Below are 16,710 nucleotides of genomic sequence, written 5' to 3' on the forward strand. Positions count from 1 at the left end.
TAAGAAAAAAGCCAAAACATTGGCGCTTGGCTTTTTCGCTCTGGACTAAGGCGTGACAAACTTCACATCATGCTCTTTTCCATATTGAAGGTAATCTTCATTTGGTTGTTCATTCGTCACGACGATGTCTATGTCTTTTAAGTCACAAAACGTGGTTAAGGCATAATGGTCAAACTTACTATCATCGACTAATAAAAAGGTTTTGGCGTTTTTTTCAACGAGCGTTTTTTTAATATCTGTCTCAAGCGGGGAGGAATTCGTGACGCCATGATCAATGGATAAACCAGTTGATGCAATAAATGCTTTATTGACATTGTATGCTTTGAGACGCTCAACACTTTGATAACCAACGAAAGAATTTGTTTTTCGCTCTAGCATACCGCCGGTTGAAAAGATGGTGAGGTGTTCATAAGGCATAGCCTGTGTAATGAAATCCACGTTATTTGTCACAATGGTAATCTGTTTCTCCTTCAAATAGGGAAGCATCTCCAGTGTCGTTGTACCAGAATCAACAAAAATCATATCACCATGTTCAACAAAAGCGGCGGCAGCCTGTCCGATCAATTGTTTTTTACTCAGCTGACGAGTCTTTCGCTCCTGATACACCACCAATGTTGAGTGATTCACAGCGACGCCGCCGTACACTTTCTTTAGCACGCCGGATTCTACCAATGCTTGTACATCTCGGCGTATGGTGTTTTTTGAGACGCCAAAATGCGTCACAAGCTCATCAAGAGAGGCAGATTCCCGGTCAAATACATACTCTTTTATTTGCTGAATACGTTTTGTTTTTATCATGCTACAATCTCCAATCAATACGAATATGCTGATTCTATTATAACAATAATTCCACGTAAAAGATGTCACTGATCAACATGGGAGAATCGAATGATCTTTTTCTCTTATCTTTTCTCATTTTTCATAAAAGCGTATGATAGAGAAAAGAGGATAGAAAGGATATTCACTTCTATGAATGAACACAACATACAATTTTCAAAGCTTGCAAATTTTAGAGAGGTAGGGGGACTTCAAACAACGGATCAGATGGTCATCAAACAAGGAATGATTTATCGATCTGCCGATTTATCACGTCTCACGAAGCAAGACATATTGACGTTCTCAACACTTGGAATTCAAACGATTTGTGACCTGCGTACAAGCTCAGAACGAAAATCACACCCGCCAAAGATCATGGAACATGACAAAATTGTTCATATCCCTATGCAGCCTGACAGCATGATGCCTAGCAAATGGACCATGTTTCGTATGCTGATAGCAGAAGGAAAATCTCTATCCTTTACACCGATCATGAAAGATGTATATCAAAGCATGCTCTATGAGCGAAAAAAAGAGATTCAGCAATTGTTTACATTACTGTCAGATGAAAAAAATTATCCGCTTATGCTTCACTGTACAAGCGGAAAGGACCGTACAGGCTTTTTATATTCTCTTATTCAATTAGCAACGGGTGTGCCGGTGCATACCGTTTTAAGTGAATACATGCGTTCCAATGAAGGCGTGAAAATGCTAGTGAAAAGACAAGAACGATTTGTTCGCATGATGAGTTTATATCGGGTGTCAAAAGAACAAATTCAGCCCCTGCTTGGTGTGCAGCAAGATTATCTTGAAGATGTACTGAATGAGATGATGGATACATACGGAAGTGCAGAGCGGTATTTACTAGAAGCCTGCGACGTCCCGCAAGCTCAGCTGCTTAAAATGAAAAACATCTTGCTTACACCATCTGCTGGCATTCCATCACAAAACGCAGAATAAACTTAATATGAGGTGATGCAAACCATGCTGAAAAAGATCAGTATGACGGTTCTGACACTAGTTTTCATGGGTGTCTTCTTATTGATTCCGTCTAGCAGTCTAGCTCGTTCGATGCCAAAAGGGAAGCTTGAGAGCACAAGAGAGATGCGTGCAGTGTGGGTCGCATCAGTTTATAACTTAGATTGGCCTTCAAAGAAAGGACTGCCCGCAGATGAGCAGAAACAAGAGTTCATTCAACTGTTAGACGACATCAAAGCGATGAATATGAACGCCGTCATCATGCAAATTAAACCAACAGCAGATGCCTTTTATCCGTCGAAATTCGGGCCATGGTCTGAATATTTGACTGGTACACAAGGGAAAGACCCTGGATATGACCCGCTTGAATTTATGATAGAAGAAGCACATAAACGCGGCCTTGAATTTCATGCTTGGTTTAACCCTTATCGAATCACCATGAATCATACCGATCTCAACCGGTTATCAGCCGATCATCCTGCAAGAGCACACCCTGAGTGGACCATCGCCTACGGAAATCAGCTGTACTTTAATCCAGGCATTCCTGATGCTCAGGACTTCATTGTTGACGGGATAGAGGAAGTAGTGAAAAACTACGATATTGATGCGGTGCATATGGATGATTATTTTTACCCGAATAAAATCGCTGGTGTTCCATTTCCAGATCAAGAAACGTATGAAACTTACGGGCAGAAATTCACACATATAGAAGATTGGCGAAGAGATAATGTGAACGAGCTAGTGAAGCAAATCAATAACACCATTAAGAAAGAAAAGCCGTATGTGAAATTCGGCATTAGCCCATTTGGTGTATGGCGCAACATAAAAGATGACCCAACCGGTTCAAACACAACAGCAGGGATGACCAATTATGATGATTTGTATGCTGATACAAGAGAATGGATACAGCAGCACCATATTGATTATATCACCCCGCAAATTTATTGGAGTATCGGCTTTCAGCCCGCTGCCTATGATGTGCTGACGAAATGGTGGTCAAATGAAGTGAAGGGGCAGCCTGTTCATTTGTACATTGGTCAAGCGACGTATAAAATCAATCAAAACAGTGATCCTGCTTGGTCTGATCCAGAGGAGTATTTTCGCCAGATCGACCTGAACAGGCAGTCACAGCTCGTACAAGGAAGCATGCATTTTAGTCTGAAAGATATCAATCGGAATCCCTTGAATGTAAAGAAACGATTAATAGAAGAAACCTATAGCAAACCAGCTCTCATACCAGAGATGCCATGGCTTCATCAAAAAGCGCCAAAAAAACCAATCATCCAATCTGTGAAAAAGACAGAGTATGGCGCAGTTTTACAGATACAAAATGATCCGCGCTCTAGTGCATCCTATTATGCAGTCTATCGATTGTCGAATAAAGGGACATACGAATTTGTGCAAACGGTCAGAAAAGAAACAGGTTCCTTCACACAAACGAAAGACATTTTAGCCAATCAAAAGAAGAGCTATACCTATAAAGTGACGGCACTCAATCGCCTTCATCATGAAAGCAAACCTTCTACAAAAACAGTAAAATAACAAAGACAGCATAAATGAGGGTTTTCCTCCATTTATGCTTTTTTGCTTTCTCTATTTTTCTACTATTTTTATTTTAATTTTCTGAATTCAATCAAGCTTGGCATGAAGCAGCTATTTCAATAATAAATATGATAGAAAAGCGCCAAAGGGGGAAGCACAATGGATTTTGAATTAACGAAAGAGCAGCAAATGATCCGTCAGATGGTCAAAGAATTTGCAAAAACAGAAATTGCACCGCACGCTCAAACTGTTGATGAACAGGCAGCATTTCCCGTAAAAACATTTCAAAAAATGGGGGAGCTCGGTTTTATGGGTATACCCTTTCCAGAGAAATATGGAGGATCTGGAGGAGATACGATCTCGTATGCACTGGCAGTCGAGGAAATTGGAAAACAGTGTGCGAGTACAGGTTTAAGTTATGCCGCAGCGGTTTCCTTAGGCGCAAGTCCACTTTATTACTTCGGGACGGAGGAGCAAAAGATGGACCATCTTGTTCCATTAGCCTCTGGAACAGCGCTTGGCTCCTTCGGATTAACAGAACCAAACGCTGGATCAGATGCAAAAGGAACAAAAACAAAAGCCATTCAAGACGGACAAGAATATGTCATCAGTGGGGAAAAGTGCTGGATCACAAATGCCAATTATGCCAGAACGATTATTGTCACCGCTGTAACAGATCATGATGAAAACGGACGTCCAATCATCTCCGCCTTTATTGTGGAGAAAGGACAAAAGGGACTGTCGATTACAAACCCATATGACAAAATGGGGGTTCGTGGTTCAGATACGGCTGAAATCATTTTAGACGAAGTGCGTGTACCAGCGCATCATATATTAGGAGACAAATCGAAAGGATTCAAGCAATTTTTATATACATTAGACGGCGGACGAATTTCCATTGCAGCCTTATCTGTCGGAATTGCGCAAGCGGCACTTGATGCTTCACTTTCCTATGCAAAAGAAAGAAAGCAATTTGGAAAGACGCTCTCATCCTTCCAGGCCATTCAGTTTAAGCTGGCGGATATGGCGATGCAAATAGAGCTTGCAAGACAAATGGTCTGGAAAGCCGCTTGGCTGAAAGATCAAGGCAAACCATTTACAAAAGAAGCGGCCTATGCCAAACTGTTTGCTTCAGAAATGGCCACAAAAGCAAGTCTTGATGCGGTCCAAATTCATGGCGGAACAGGCTATATGAAAGAATGCGGTGTTGAACGGCTTGTGAGAGATGCCAAGCTGATGGAAATTGGAGAAGGAACCTCTGAAATTCAGCGGCTCGTGATCGCAAGACAGCTGTTAGCGTAATACCTTAATGAAAACGCTTACTAAACATGAGGGAGGAAAGCAATGATGTCGATTCACCCGCAAACGATTGGCTCCCTATTAAGAGAAAAAAAAGAACAGCATCCAGCACATGAAGCCATTGTTTACCCAGAACGTTCTTTACGTTATTCGTACGAAGCGTTTTATCAAGAGGTCAAGGCAACAGGTAAAGGTCTCATGGCATTAGGCGTTCAAAAGGGAGATCACATCGCCATTATGGCACCAAATATACCTGAATGGCTCATTCTTCAATTTGCCTGCGCCTCCATTGGTGCTGTTCTTGTCACTGTGAATACCAATTTTCAATCACAGGAACTCGCCTATTTACTCAAGCATTCTGACAGCAAAATGTTGTTTATTGTAGACGGCTTTAAAGAAACGTCCTATGTCAACATGCTTGAAGAGCTGATTCCAGAACTTCAAACCGCTCATCAAGAGGAAATCACTTCCACACAATTTCCTTATTTAAAAAGATGTATCTATATCGGTCAGCATGTACCAAACGGCATGCTCAGCTGGGATCGTCTTCAAGTGGCAGCCAAAAGAACCGAAGATCATGAATGGGAGAAGCGAATGAATGAGCTCACGCCTGATGACGTTATTAATATGCAGTACACTTCAGGCACAACCGGCTATCCAAAAGGCGTCATGCTCAGCCACACAAACATCGTCTGTAATGCGAGTCAGATCGCAGATTGTATGAAATTAACAGAGCAGGACCGTATGTGTATCCCAGTACCGTTTTTTCATTGCTTCGGCTCTGTTCTTGGTGTACTTGCTTGTCTCACAAAAGGGGGAACGATCATTCCACTTGAATCATTCCATCCAGAACGAGTCCTTCAAACAGTAGAAAAAGAAAAATGCACGGTTCTTCACGGTGTACCAACCATGTTCATCGCAGAGCTCGATCATCCAAATTTCCACTCTTATGACCTGTCCACATTACGAACGGGGATTATGGCCGGTTCACTCTGCCCATCCCACGTCATGAAAGCAGTCATTGAAAAAATGGGATTAAGAGAGCTCACGATTGCCTATGGTCAAACCGAAAGTTCACCCGTCATTACCCAAACAAGAACCGATGATTCGTTTGAAAGACGTGTTCAAACGGTCGGACGTGCGCTTCCTCAAATTGAAGTCAAAATTGCTTTACCAGGGACATCAGAAGAAGTGCCAAGAGGACAGCAAGGAGAGCTTTGTACAAGAGGTTACCATGTCATGAAGGGCTATTATAAAAACGAAGAAGCAACAAATGAAGTCATTGATGAGGACGGATGGCTTCATACAGGGGATTTAGCTGAGATGGATCATGACGGTTATGTGAAAATCACAGGCCGGCTCAAAGATATGATCATCAGAGGCGGAGAGAATGTGTACCCAAAAGAGATTGAGGATGTCCTATACACTCACCCTGCCATTCTTGACGCACAGGTCGTTGGTATTCCTGACGAGACATACGGCGAGGAAGCAGCCGCATTCATTCGGCTGAAACAAGGGAAGTCGGTCTCAATTGAGACATTAACGAGCTATTGTCAGTCACAAATGGCACGCTACAAAATCCCGAAATACTTTTTCATTACAGATGAGTACCCAATGACCGCCTCAGGCAAAATTCAGAAATTCCGCTTGAAAAAGCAGGCGCTTGATCTAATAAAGGAGTGAAGGCAGCGATGTTTGAACAAGTATTGATCGCCAATCGAGGCGAAATTGCCCGTAGAGTGATTCGGACATGTAAACGGCTCGGAATCAAAACCGTTGCCGTTTATTCAGAGGCTGATCAGCATGCACTTCATGTGAAAGAAGCAGACAGCGCCTATTATATCGGCGGCGCTAAAGTTTCTGAAAGCTATTTAAACATGGAAGCGATCATTAAGGTTGCCAAACAAACAAATGCTGATGCTATCCACCCAGGGTATGGTCTTTTATCAGAAAATGCGGCATTTGCTGAGCGCTGCCGGAGCGAGGGCATTACCTTTATTGGACCATCTGCACAAGTCATTCAGCAGATGGGAAATAAAATTGAAGCGAGAAAAACGATGGAACAAGCGGGCATCCCAATCGTTCCTGGTGTTTCAGCCCCGCTCCATGATGCAGACGAAGGGGTTCATAAAGCACAGACACTCGGCTATCCCATTATGCTAAAAGCATCGAGTGGTGGCGGCGGGATTGGTATGCAGCTCGTCCGCAACGATGAAGAGCTGCATCGAGCGTTTGAAGGAAATCAAAAAAGAGCACAAAGTTTCTTTCAAGACGGTACTTTATACATGGAAAAGGTGATTGAACACGCACGGCACATCGAAATTCAAGTTCTTTTTGATTCGTTCGGTCACGGCGTTCACTTATTTGAAAGAGATTGTTCACTCCAAAGAAGACATCAGAAAATTGTTGAAGAGGCACCAGCCGTCTGTCTTGAAGAAACGGTGAGACAGCAAATGGGACAGATGGCCGTCAAAGCTGCCAAAGCAATTGGGTATGAAAATGCGGGCACAATTGAATGTTTAGTCGATCAAAACCAGCAATTTTATTTCTTAGAAATGAATACGAGATTGCAAGTAGAACACCCTGTCACAGAAGAAATTACCGGGATTGACCTTGTCGAGGAGCAGCTAAAAATTGCCGCATTAGAGCCCCTGTCCTTCAGCCAAGAGGATATTCATCAAATTGGGCACGCGATTGAAGTTAGAATATACGCTGAAGACCCTGTGACATTTTACCCTTCGCCAGGCACGATCACTCGGCTTTCTACACCTGATGCCCCATATATCCGTCATGAGTCAAGCGTCACGAGCGGAAGTGTCATTACCCCATTTTACGATCCAATGATTGCGAAAATGATTGTGTACGGTGATACTCGAAAACTCGCCATAGAACGATTAAAAGCAGCATTACAAGCATATGAAATAGAAGGGATCAAAACCAATGTACCGCTTTTAAAGGAAATGGCCGAATCAACTGCCTTTTTACATGGCAGCATCACAACCGATTATCTGATGAAAAAAAGGGAGGAAAACCGTTCATGAAAACTATCACGATACAAATGGCCGGAAACTTATGGAAGCTTCTTGTGAAACAGGGTGATGATGTGCAAAAAGGACAGGAAGTCGCCATCTTAGAATCGATGAAAATGGAGATTCCCATTGTTGCAGAAGAAGCAGGTGTGATCAGTAAAGTGTATAAGGCGGAGGGGGACTTTGTTGACGAGGGAGAGGTACTTTTAGAGCTGACAGAATAGGGGGAAAGCCGCATGGCATTACCAAAAAACGTGCTCATTAGAGAGGTCGGCCCGCGCGATGGCCTGCAAAATGAATCCGTTTGGCTGGACACAATGGAGAAGCGAACATGGATCCATTTACTCGAAGAAGCCCATCTTCCTTATATTGAAGTCACCTCATTTGTTCATCCGAAATGGGTTCCAGCCTTAAAAGACGCCAAAGAATTAGTCCAATCATTCAACAAAAAAGAGGATATCACCTATGCCGCACTCATCCCAAATGAAAAGGGGTTAGCTCATTTTTTTGAAGCAAACCTTGAGGTAGGGGCTATGTTTATCTCAGCGAGTGAGACACATAACAAAAAGAATATGAATCGATCTATACAGGAAACATTGCCTGTGATCAAACAAATGACAGCCGATTTAAAAGCAGAAGGACGGCAAACGCGGGCCTATATTTCAACCGTGTTTGGATGTCCTTATGAAAGACAAGTACCGATGGACCAAGTGCTGCGATTAACGGAACAGTTGCTGTCCTTCGGCATTGATGAAATATCACTTGGGGATACCATTGGGGAAGCCCATCCGCTGCAAGTAGAAAGACGGTTAGACCTTTTACTTGAACGCTTTCCTGCTGATAAAATCGCGCTTCATTTTCATGATACGAAAGGAATGGGGCTTGCCAATATTTATACAGCATTAAAAGCCGGCATCACCATGTTTGATGCCTCTAGCGGGGGGCTTGGCGGCTGTCCTTATGCACCTGGCTCCAGCGGAAACGTGGCGACAGAAGACGTGGTACACATGCTTCACAAACTCGGGATCGAAACAAATGTCGACCTCCCTTGCTTGATTAAAGCGGCTGAATGGATTGAAGCAAAAGTGGATCGAACCCTGCCAAGTCACTGTTTACGCGCTTTTCAGTCTCACACTACTTGATAAAGGGTGAATCACATGACTTCATTGATCAATTTTTCAATACAAGATGATTACATTGGCATCATGACATTAAATAGACCAGCGCAAGCCAATGCTCTCTCCGCTGCTATGCTAGAGGAAATCAACCAAACGATTCAAGAAATCAAACATGATGAAAACATCCGCTGTTTGCTCATGACAGGAGCTGGCGCTAAAGTTTTTTGCGCAGGAGCAGACTTAAAAGAACGGCGATTGATGACAGAACAAGAAGCCAAAGAAGCTGTTCTGACCATTCAGCAAACCTTTACAGACATTGAATCTTTGCCTGTTCCTGTCATTGCCGTGATAAACGGACACGCACTTGGCGGAGGTCTTGAGCTCGCGCTCGCCTGTGATCTCCGCATCGCAAAAGCGGGTGCAGCGCTCGGCCTGCCGGAAACAGGACTAGCTATCCTGCCGGGAGCAGGGGGCACACAAAGACTTCCGCGCCTGATCGGACCCGGGAAAGCGAAAGAAATGATCTTCACAGGCACTTCTTTACGAGCAGAAGAAGCCGTTAAAATCGGACTGATTGAACGTATCTCTACAGTCGATTCACTGATGAATGATGCTATCACATTCGCAAAACAAATCACCAAGAATGGACCGATTGCTTTAAAAGAAGCAAAACAAGCCATTCAATCCAGCCTTGATCACGATTTGCAAACAGGGCTGACGAAAGAATACGAAGCTTATCTGCGGCTAATTCATACAGAAGATCGACTAGAAGGTCTCAAGGCTTTTCAAGAAAAACGAACGCCTCATTACATTGGCAAATAGTAAGAAAGGGGAATGTTTATGATCGAAGAATATGAATTAAATAAACAACGAATTGAAAAGGGCGGGGCAGAACGCTACCATCAAAAAAACAAAGAAAAAGGAAAATTATTTGTCCGTGATCGGCTTCATTTGTTATTAGATGAGGATTCTTTCATTGAAGATGCCATGTTTGCAGAGTGCAAAGATGAACATTTACCAGCAGATGGTGTCGTCACAGGAACCGGGCGTATGAATGGGCAGACTGTTTGTGTCATGGCAAACGACTCTACGGTTAAAGCAGGATCGTGGGGCGTCAAAACAGTAGAAAAAATCATTCGAATTCAAGAAACGGCCGAGAAGCTCAATTGTCCAATGCTGTATTTAGTCGATTCTGCGGGTGCAAGAATCACCGATCAAATCGCCATGTTTCCAGGCAGAAGAGGAGCAGGGCGCATTTTTTATAACCAAGTCAAGCTGTCTGGACGCATTCCTCAAATTTGTTTACTATTCGGTCCTTCTGCTGCCGGTGGTGCGTATATCCCTGCTTTTTGTGACATTGTCGTCATGGTCGAAGGAAATGCATCCATGTATTTAGGGTCGCCGCGAATGGCTGAAATGGTGATCGGTGAAAAAGTATCACTTGAGGAAATGGGCGGTGCGAAAATGCATTGTAGCATTTCTGGATGCGGAGATATATTAGCCGAAACAGAGGAAGAGGCCATTCAAATTGCACGTGATTATTTAACCTATATGCCTGCCAACTATATGGAAAAACCAAAAATGACAGCAGCAAAAGCACCTAAACCATCTAACATCACCATCCAAGACTTAATTCCTAAAGGCCAGAATACCCCATTTGATATGTATCAACTCATCGATTTACTGATTGATGAAGGGTCATTTTTTGAAATCAAAAAACTGTTTGCCGCAGAGTTAATCACCGGCTTTGGCAGAATGAACGGTCAGCCTGTCGGTCTCATTGCCAATCAGCCAAGGGTCAAAGGCGGCGTATTATTCCACGACTCAGCTGATAAAGCCGCCAAGTTTATTCAGCTCTGTGATGCCTTTCATATCCCGCTGCTCTTTCTCGCGGACATACCAGGATTTATGATTGGAACAAAAGTGGAACAAGCCGGCATTATTCGTCATGGGGCAAAAATGATCTCCGCTATGTCAGAGGCGACCGTTCCGAAAATATCCGTCATCGTCCGTAAAGCATACGGAGCAGGATTATATGCAATGGCAGGCCCTGCTTTTGAGCCAGACTGCTGTCTCGCTCTTCCATCGGCGCAAATCGCTGTGATGGGTCCAGAAGCCGCTGTAAATGCCGTCTATGCAAATAAAATTGCAGAACTCCCGCCCGAAGAGAGGGCTTCATTTATACAAGAGAAACGGAAGGAATACCAGGAAGATATGAATATCTATGAGCTTGCCTCTGAAATGATTGTCGATGGCGTCATCCCATTTGACCGTCTAAGAACGGAACTTTGTCATAGATTAGTAGCCTATTCATCGAAAGACATGACATTTACGAAACGAAAACATCCGGTCTATCCGGTCTAAAGGGGGCAGATCTCATGATCAACCTGAAACCAGAATGGATACCAGAAGAAAAGCAGAGCCAAAAAACACGTTTGCATCAGTGGATGAAATCTCTTGGTTTTTCTACGTATGACTCATTCTATCAAGCCAGTATTGATCGCACAGACTGGTTTTGGAGAGAAGCGGAGAAGGCGGTCGGCATTCAGTGGAAAAAACCATATGAAGCGGCATTAGGTCACCACTCATTGATGTGGCCGAAATGGTATCAGGGCGGCACACTAAACATCACCGAAACGGCTGTGGACAAATGGGCAGAAAAAGAAGAGACGAAGCATCAGCCCGCCATCATTTGGAGCAATGAAGCCGGTGAAGAAAAGAAATGGTCATTTCTCGAACTTCAAGAGAAAGTGAGCCGTCTTGCAGCTGGCTTTTTGAAAGAAGGACTTCAAAAAGGGGATGTAGCCATCATCTATATGCCAATGCTTCCAGAAACGGTCGCCGTCATGCTTGCCTTTGCAAAGATTGGTGTGATTTTCAGCCCAGTCTTCTCAGGCTATGGAAGCGAGCCACTCACTGTACGCATACGTGCGTCAGGCGCATCCATAGTCGTCACAGCGAATAAAATGATGCGGCGAGGGAAAACGATCAACATGCGGGAATGTGTGGCTGATGCCATCAACAAAACCACAACTGTGCAAAAAGTGATTGTGCACACTTCCTCTCATACCGGATATCAGGGCGATGTCCTGCTGAATGATTTGTTAAAAGAACAGCCGATCACCGGCGCGACCTATGTCACAAATGAAGACCCGCTGATGATCTTGTATACGTCAGGCACAACCGGCACACCAAAGGGAGCCGTTCATACACACGCAGGCTTTCCGATAAAGGCAGCTTTTGATGCCGGGCTATGTATGGATGTGGCAAAAGGAGACCGGTTGTTTTGGCTGACTGATATGGGCTGGATGATGGGGCCATTCCTCGTCTTTGGCGGCTTGATCAATGGCGCTGCCATCGTTTTATATGACGGCGCTCCCGATTATCCAGATGAGCAGCAGCTCTGGTCATTCATCCACGAGAAGAAAGTCACTCATTTTGGACTTTCCCCTACATTTGTTCGTTCTGCGATGCAGCAATCGATTGATGGGGTCGAGTTACCGCATGTCAAAGCCATTATTTCTACTGGGGAGCCGTGGAATGAAGCTCCGTGGCAATGGTTATTTCACACCATTGGTCAAAAGAACATTCCCATCTTAAATTATTCAGGAGGAACCGAGGTTTCTGGTGGCATTGTAGGCAGTACGCTGCTTCGACCCATCAAACCGATTCTCTTTAATGCGGCGATCTTAGGAATGGCGGCAGATGTATACAATGAAGCTGGGCAAAGCGTGATGAATGAGGTAGGGGAGCTTGTGGTGAAAAAGCCATGGGTCGGCATGACATGTGGTTTTTGGAACGAACCGGAGCGTTATGAAGATACGTATTTCAAACGATTTGATGGTGTATGGACACATGGAGATTGGGTCATGCAAACAGAGGACGGAGAATTCCACATCACCGGCAGATCGGATGATGTCATTAATACAGCAGGGAAACGTATCGGGCCAGCTGAAATTGAATCCATCCTTACATGGCATCCTGCCGTGCATGAAGCCGCTGTGATTGGGGTAAAGGATGAGGTGAAAGGGGAGGCGCTCGTCTGTTTCATCGTGACCAGTCCGCATGCTTTTGAAGAAGCAGCCCTTATCCAAGAGCTTTCAGCCCATGTTGGTTCACATGCTGGTAAAGCGCTCACACCAAAAGAAGTTCATCTCATTTCAGCTTTGCCGAAAACAAGGAATGGAAAAATTGTACGACGTTTACTTAAAGGGGCGTATGAAGAGCAGCCTTCACCCGATCTATCTTCATTAGACAATCCAGATGTATATAAGAGTCTGACCGAATACTTGAATAAGAAACAGAAAAAATAAAAAAGACAGGATGATTCCTGTCTCTTTTTATTGCACATGAAAATTCGTTCCATCTGTTGTCTCTTTCACAATCCCTGCCCGAATGACATAATCGCCGAAATGTTCATTTTCTTCTCGTTCTTTTGCGTAGCGGGGGAGAATAGAGCCAAGTTCTTTTAGAATGTCTTCCTCACCCACATTTTCACGGTATAATTTACTTAATCTGCTGCCATCAAATGCGGCACCAAGATACATATTATACTTACCAGGTGATTTTCCGATAAATCCAATTTCTCCAAGAGCATGACGAGCACAACCATTTGGACAACCAGTCATTCGAATGGTGATTTCTTTATCACTTAATCCGTTTTCTTCAACGATGTCTTCGATTTTATCAATCAATCGTGGAAGGTAGCGCTCTGCTTCAGCCATCGCTAAACCGCAAGTTGGCAAAGATACACATGCCATTGAGCTGCGGCGCAGGGCGGAATGCTGCTGGCCGTCTGATAAACCAAACTTCTGAATGAGCTGTTCGATTTGTTTCTTTTTATGAGTTGTCACATTCCCAATGATTAAATTCTGATTGGCGGTTAGACGGAAGTCACCTGTATGAACTTTGGCGATTTCGCGGATGCCTGTCATCAGTGGATAATCATTATAGTCTGTGATGCGTCCGCCTTCTACAAACATCGTATAATGCCATCTGCCATTAATGCCTTTTACCCAGCCATAACGGTCACCGTTATGATCAAAATGATAGTCCTTTGCCTCTAAAAGAGTAAACCCAAGACGGCGCTCAAGTTCTTCTTTTACATTCTCAAGACCAAGGCGGTCCACCGTATATTTAAAGCGGGCATTTTTTCGCACGGAACGGTTTCCGTAGTCACGTTGAATGGTGATGACTTGTTTGGCAATTTCTACGACTTGTTCAGGTGTACAAAAGCCGATGACCTTTGCAAGCTGCGGATAAGTCGCTGTATCACCATGCGTCATACCCATTCCGCCGCCAATTGCGACATTAAAGCCGACCAGTTGATCGTTTTCTATAATGGCTATAAAGCCTAGATCCTGCGAAAATACATCAATGTCATTAGCAGGAGGGACCGCCACACCAATTTTGAATTTCCTTGGCAAATAAAGCGGACCATACATCGGTTCAACTTCCTTATCTGGCGTTGCCGCAACCTTTTCCTCATCAAGCCAAATTTCGTGATAAGCTCTTGTTTGCGGGAGCAGGTCATCACTTAATTTTTTCGCCAGCTCGTATACATCATGGTGCACTTCTGATTGATAGGGGTTTGAAGTACACATGACATTCCGGTTCACGTCGCCGCAAGCTGCGATCGTATCAAGCATTGTAGAATGAATGTCTTGAATGGTCTTTTTCATATTCCATTTTAAAATACCGTGAAGCTGGAAGGTTTCACGAGTTGTCAGCTTTAAAGTACCGTTGCCATATTGATGAGCAAGCTCATCCATCACAAGCCACTGCTTAGATGTGGCGATTCCGCCAGGCAGACGGACACGCAGCATAAATTGATAGGCAGGTTCAAGCTTTTGTTTTTGTCGTTCATTTCTCAGATCACGATCATCTTGTAAGTAGCTGCCGTGATGCTTCATCAGACGGTTGTCATCATCCGGAATTCCCGCTGAAATCGGATCAAGCATCACTTCTTTTAACGTACCCCGTAAATAATCACTTTTTTCTTTGATTTCCTCTACGTCGCTCGGAGGTCCATCCGGCGCTGTTAATGCTGTCTTCACCATGTAAGTAAAAGCTCCTTTCTTTCAAGCATCAAATCAATAAACGTCACGCTGATAGCGTTTTTGCTGCTGTAAGTTGGCAAGATAGCTTTCTGCTTTTTCTTTGCTCATCGCACCTTCTTCTTGAATAATGGATAGAAGGGTATTGTGAACATCATGCGCCATATGCTTTTCATCTCCGCAAATATACACGTAAGCACCTTGCTCAAGCCATTCAAATAATTCTTTGCTTTGTTTCTTCATTTGGTGCTGGACATACACTTTTTCCTCAGTATCTCTTGAAAAAGCCACGTCCATTTTCGTTAAGACGCCGTCCTTTAACCACTTTTGCCATTCCGTTTGGTATAAGAAATCCGTCACAAAATGCTGATCACCGAAGAATAACCATGACTTTCCGTTTGCACCCAGTTCCTCACGTTCCTGCATAAATGAACGGAAAGGGGCGATGCCTGTGCCTGGTCCTACCATAATGATCGGTGCATCTGGATCTTGAGGAAGCTTAAAGTTTTGGTTGTGCTGAATATAAACAGGTAACGTATCACCTGGCTGCACGCGCTCTGCACATAGAATCGAGCAGACACCTTGGCGTTCTCTGCCATGCGCATCATATCTGACAGCCCCTATCGTCAAATGAACCTCTTCGTCATTTGCTTTGAGACTGCTTGCAATGGAATAAAGGCGTGCAGGGATTTTTCTTAAAATGGACGTGAAATCTGCGGCGGTTCCATCAAAAGGACCGAAATCACGAGCCGCATCTACTAAGTCCCGGCCTGCGATATATTCTTTCAGTTTTTCTTCGTTTCCTTCTTCTAAAAGGGCATGCAAGGATTCGCTTTTTGTCAGTGCAGCGATCTTTTGAAGAAGTGGTTTTGTTAAAACCGTAATCTCAAAATGCGAGGTGAGTGCTTCTTTTAAAGGGAGAGTGTCTCCGTTTTTATGAACGGTGACGGCTTCTTCTGCATTCCATCCGCATGTTTGAATCAGTTCATCGACAAGCGCAGGATCATTTGTCGGGTAAATGCCAAGGCTGTCACCTGGCTCATACACGAGGCCTGATCCTTCAAGAGAAAGCTCTAAGTGACGTGTTTCTTTATTAGATCCACGCCCATTTAGGTTGATATTTTCAAGAACTTCAGCATAAAAAGGATTCGTTCTTGAATATTCAGAAACGGCTTGATTGTTGACTCCCGCTGATTCTTGCGGAATTGATACAGCTTCACCTTCACTCAAAGAGGAGGCAACACCTTGTAGCCATTCTGAAAACGGCTCATCATAATCAAGGTCGCAGTCCACTCGGTCAAAAAGACGTGTGCCGCCAAGCTCTTTGAAGCGTTCGTCAAATTCTTTTCCTGTCTGACAGAAGAATTCGTACGAGCTGTCACCTAATGAAAGAACAGAAAAGCTTAAGTGATCAAGCTGTGGCGCACGTCTGCCGTGAACATATTCATGGAACGAAAGGGCATTATCCGGCGGATCTCCTTCGCCATGTGTGCTGACAATGACTAGTAAATTGTTTATTTTTTTCAGATTATTCGGTTTAAAATCGGACATAGAAGAGAGCGTCACTTGAAAGCCTTTCTCTTCAAGATGCTGGGCTGTCTTTTTTGCTAACCCTTCGGAATTGCCTGTTTGCGACCCATAAAGCACGGTCACATCTTTGCTCACAGGCTGTACAGCTGCTGCGGCAGAAGGCGCCGGAGCGACAACTTCTGAGCCGGCAAGGGTTGCCTGTGCTGATAAATAACCAGTAAGCCAAATTTTTTGCTGTTCTGTTAAAGTCGGAAGCAGCTGATTGAGTAACTCTGCCTGCTCCTGACTAAACGGACTGTTCAATACATGAAGTTGCAACAATATCCACCTCACAAGGAATAT

At 44.0% G+C, this 16,710-nt stretch carries 13 protein-coding genes; 10 read left to right on the forward strand and 3 right to left on the reverse strand.

What is annotated here, in order from left to right; genetic code table 11:
- Window positions 1-45: 45 nt before the first annotated feature.
- Entirely contained in the window at window positions 46-798 is a 753-nt protein-coding gene (locus ACSBQP_RS03505) for a DeoR/GlpR family DNA-binding transcription regulator (protein WP_046527662.1), read from the reverse strand.
- Window positions 799-888: 90 nt separating this feature from the next.
- On the opposite strand from ACSBQP_RS03505, the gene ACSBQP_RS03510 reads away from it, so the two are divergent.
- The 10 genes from ACSBQP_RS03510 to ACSBQP_RS03555 all read left to right on the forward strand — a co-directional run bounded on the left by ACSBQP_RS03510 (window position 889) and on the right by ACSBQP_RS03555 (window position 13,095).
- Window positions 889-1,776 (forward strand): tyrosine-protein phosphatase, encoded by an 888-nt coding sequence (locus ACSBQP_RS03510; RefSeq protein WP_435028192.1) that lies wholly within the window; start codon window positions 889-891, stop codon window positions 1,774-1,776.
- Between the two features lie 24 nt (window positions 1,777-1,800).
- A complete protein-coding gene (locus tag ACSBQP_RS03515) occupies window positions 1,801-3,336 on the forward strand; it encodes a glycoside hydrolase family 10 protein (protein WP_171465461.1) in 1,536 nt (511 codons plus the stop codon).
- A 159-nt stretch (window positions 3,337-3,495) separates the two neighbouring features.
- Entirely contained in the window at window positions 3,496-4,638 is a 1,143-nt protein-coding gene (locus ACSBQP_RS03520) for an acyl-CoA dehydrogenase family protein (RefSeq protein ID WP_008346640.1), read from the forward strand.
- Between the two features lie 42 nt (window positions 4,639-4,680).
- Complete coding sequence (locus ACSBQP_RS03525; RefSeq protein WP_025207461.1) at window positions 4,681-6,318, forward strand: AMP-binding protein; 1,638 nt, start codon at window positions 4,681-4,683, stop codon at window positions 6,316-6,318.
- A gap of 8 nt (window positions 6,319-6,326) precedes the next feature.
- Window positions 6,327-7,676: an acetyl-CoA carboxylase biotin carboxylase subunit gene (locus tag ACSBQP_RS03530; RefSeq protein WP_041092797.1), complete on the forward strand. Its 1,350-nt coding sequence runs from the start codon at window positions 6,327-6,329 to the stop codon at window positions 7,674-7,676.
- Window positions 7,673-7,888 carry an acetyl-CoA carboxylase biotin carboxyl carrier protein subunit gene (locus ACSBQP_RS03535; protein WP_171465460.1) on the forward strand — a complete coding sequence of 72 codons (216 nt, stop codon included), beginning with the start codon at window positions 7,673-7,675 and terminating at the stop codon, window positions 7,886-7,888. The genes ACSBQP_RS03530 and ACSBQP_RS03535 overlap by 4 nt, the downstream gene beginning before the upstream one ends.
- 12 nt (window positions 7,889-7,900) lie before the next feature.
- Entirely contained in the window at window positions 7,901-8,806 is a 906-nt protein-coding gene (locus ACSBQP_RS03540; protein WP_435028193.1) for a hydroxymethylglutaryl-CoA lyase, read from the forward strand.
- Window positions 8,807-8,821: 15 nt separating this feature from the next.
- Window positions 8,822-9,604, forward strand: coding sequence for an enoyl-CoA hydratase (locus tag ACSBQP_RS03545; protein WP_065460492.1), 783 nt, complete (start codon window positions 8,822-8,824; stop codon window positions 9,602-9,604).
- An 18-nt stretch (window positions 9,605-9,622) separates the two neighbouring features.
- Window positions 9,623-11,146, forward strand: a complete 1,524-nt coding sequence (locus tag ACSBQP_RS03550; RefSeq protein ID WP_435028194.1) for an acyl-CoA carboxylase subunit beta — start codon at window positions 9,623-9,625, stop codon at window positions 11,144-11,146.
- A gap of 14 nt (window positions 11,147-11,160) precedes the next feature.
- Window positions 11,161-13,095: an AMP-binding protein gene (locus tag ACSBQP_RS03555; protein ID WP_058213697.1), complete on the forward strand. Its 1,935-nt coding sequence runs from the start codon at window positions 11,161-11,163 to the stop codon at window positions 13,093-13,095.
- Window positions 13,096-13,122: 27 nt separating this feature from the next.
- Here ACSBQP_RS03555 and cysI read toward each other — a convergent pair whose 3' ends face one another.
- Both cysI and ACSBQP_RS03565 read right to left on the reverse strand, forming a co-directional pair.
- Complete coding sequence (gene cysI, locus ACSBQP_RS03560) at window positions 13,123-14,841, reverse strand: assimilatory sulfite reductase (NADPH) hemoprotein subunit (RefSeq protein ID WP_046343702.1); 1,719 nt, start codon at window positions 14,839-14,841, stop codon at window positions 13,123-13,125.
- Window positions 14,842-14,874: 33 nt separating this feature from the next.
- On the reverse strand, window positions 14,875-16,686 hold the full coding sequence (locus tag ACSBQP_RS03565) for an assimilatory sulfite reductase (NADPH) flavoprotein subunit (protein WP_165378889.1): 1,812 nt from the start codon (window positions 16,684-16,686) through the stop codon (window positions 14,875-14,877).
- Window positions 16,687-16,710: the final 24 nt, after the last annotated feature.

It is taken from the genome of Bacillus sp. G402 (assembly GCF_051172515.1).
Taxonomy (GTDB): Bacteria; Bacillota; Bacilli; order Bacillales; family Bacillaceae; genus Bacillus; species Bacillus altitudinis.

Excerpts from the sequence above, each read along its gene's own strand:
- ACSBQP_RS03555 (WP_058213697.1), top strand. The coding sequence starts at position 11,161 with ATGATCAACCTGAAACCAGAATGGATACCAGAAGAAAAGCAGAGCCAA.
- ACSBQP_RS03535 (WP_171465460.1), top strand. The coding sequence starts at position 7,673 with ATGAAAACTATCACGATACAAATGGCCGGAAACTTATGGAAGCTTCTT.
- ACSBQP_RS03520 (WP_008346640.1), top strand. The coding sequence starts at position 3,496 with ATGGATTTTGAATTAACGAAAGAGCAGCAAATGATCCGTCAGATGGTC.
- ACSBQP_RS03530 (WP_041092797.1), top strand. The coding sequence starts at position 6,327 with ATGTTTGAACAAGTATTGATCGCCAATCGAGGCGAAATTGCCCGTAGA.
- ACSBQP_RS03525 (WP_025207461.1), top strand. The coding sequence starts at position 4,681 with ATGATGTCGATTCACCCGCAAACGATTGGCTCCCTATTAAGAGAAAAA.
- ACSBQP_RS03505 (WP_046527662.1), bottom strand. The coding sequence starts at position 798 with ATGATAAAAACAAAACGTATTCAGCAAATAAAAGAGTATGTATTTGAC.
- ACSBQP_RS03515 (WP_171465461.1), top strand. The coding sequence starts at position 1,801 with ATGCTGAAAAAGATCAGTATGACGGTTCTGACACTAGTTTTCATGGGT.
- ACSBQP_RS03545 (WP_065460492.1), top strand. The coding sequence starts at position 8,822 with ATGACTTCATTGATCAATTTTTCAATACAAGATGATTACATTGGCATC.
- ACSBQP_RS03550 (WP_435028194.1), top strand. The coding sequence starts at position 9,623 with ATGATCGAAGAATATGAATTAAATAAACAACGAATTGAAAAGGGCGGG.
- ACSBQP_RS03510 (WP_435028192.1), top strand. The coding sequence starts at position 889 with ATGATCTTTTTCTCTTATCTTTTCTCATTTTTCATAAAAGCGTATGAT.
- ACSBQP_RS03540 (WP_435028193.1), top strand. The coding sequence starts at position 7,901 with ATGGCATTACCAAAAAACGTGCTCATTAGAGAGGTCGGCCCGCGCGAT.
- cysI (WP_046343702.1), bottom strand. The coding sequence starts at position 14,841 with ATGGTGAAGACAGCATTAACAGCGCCGGATGGACCTCCGAGCGACGTA.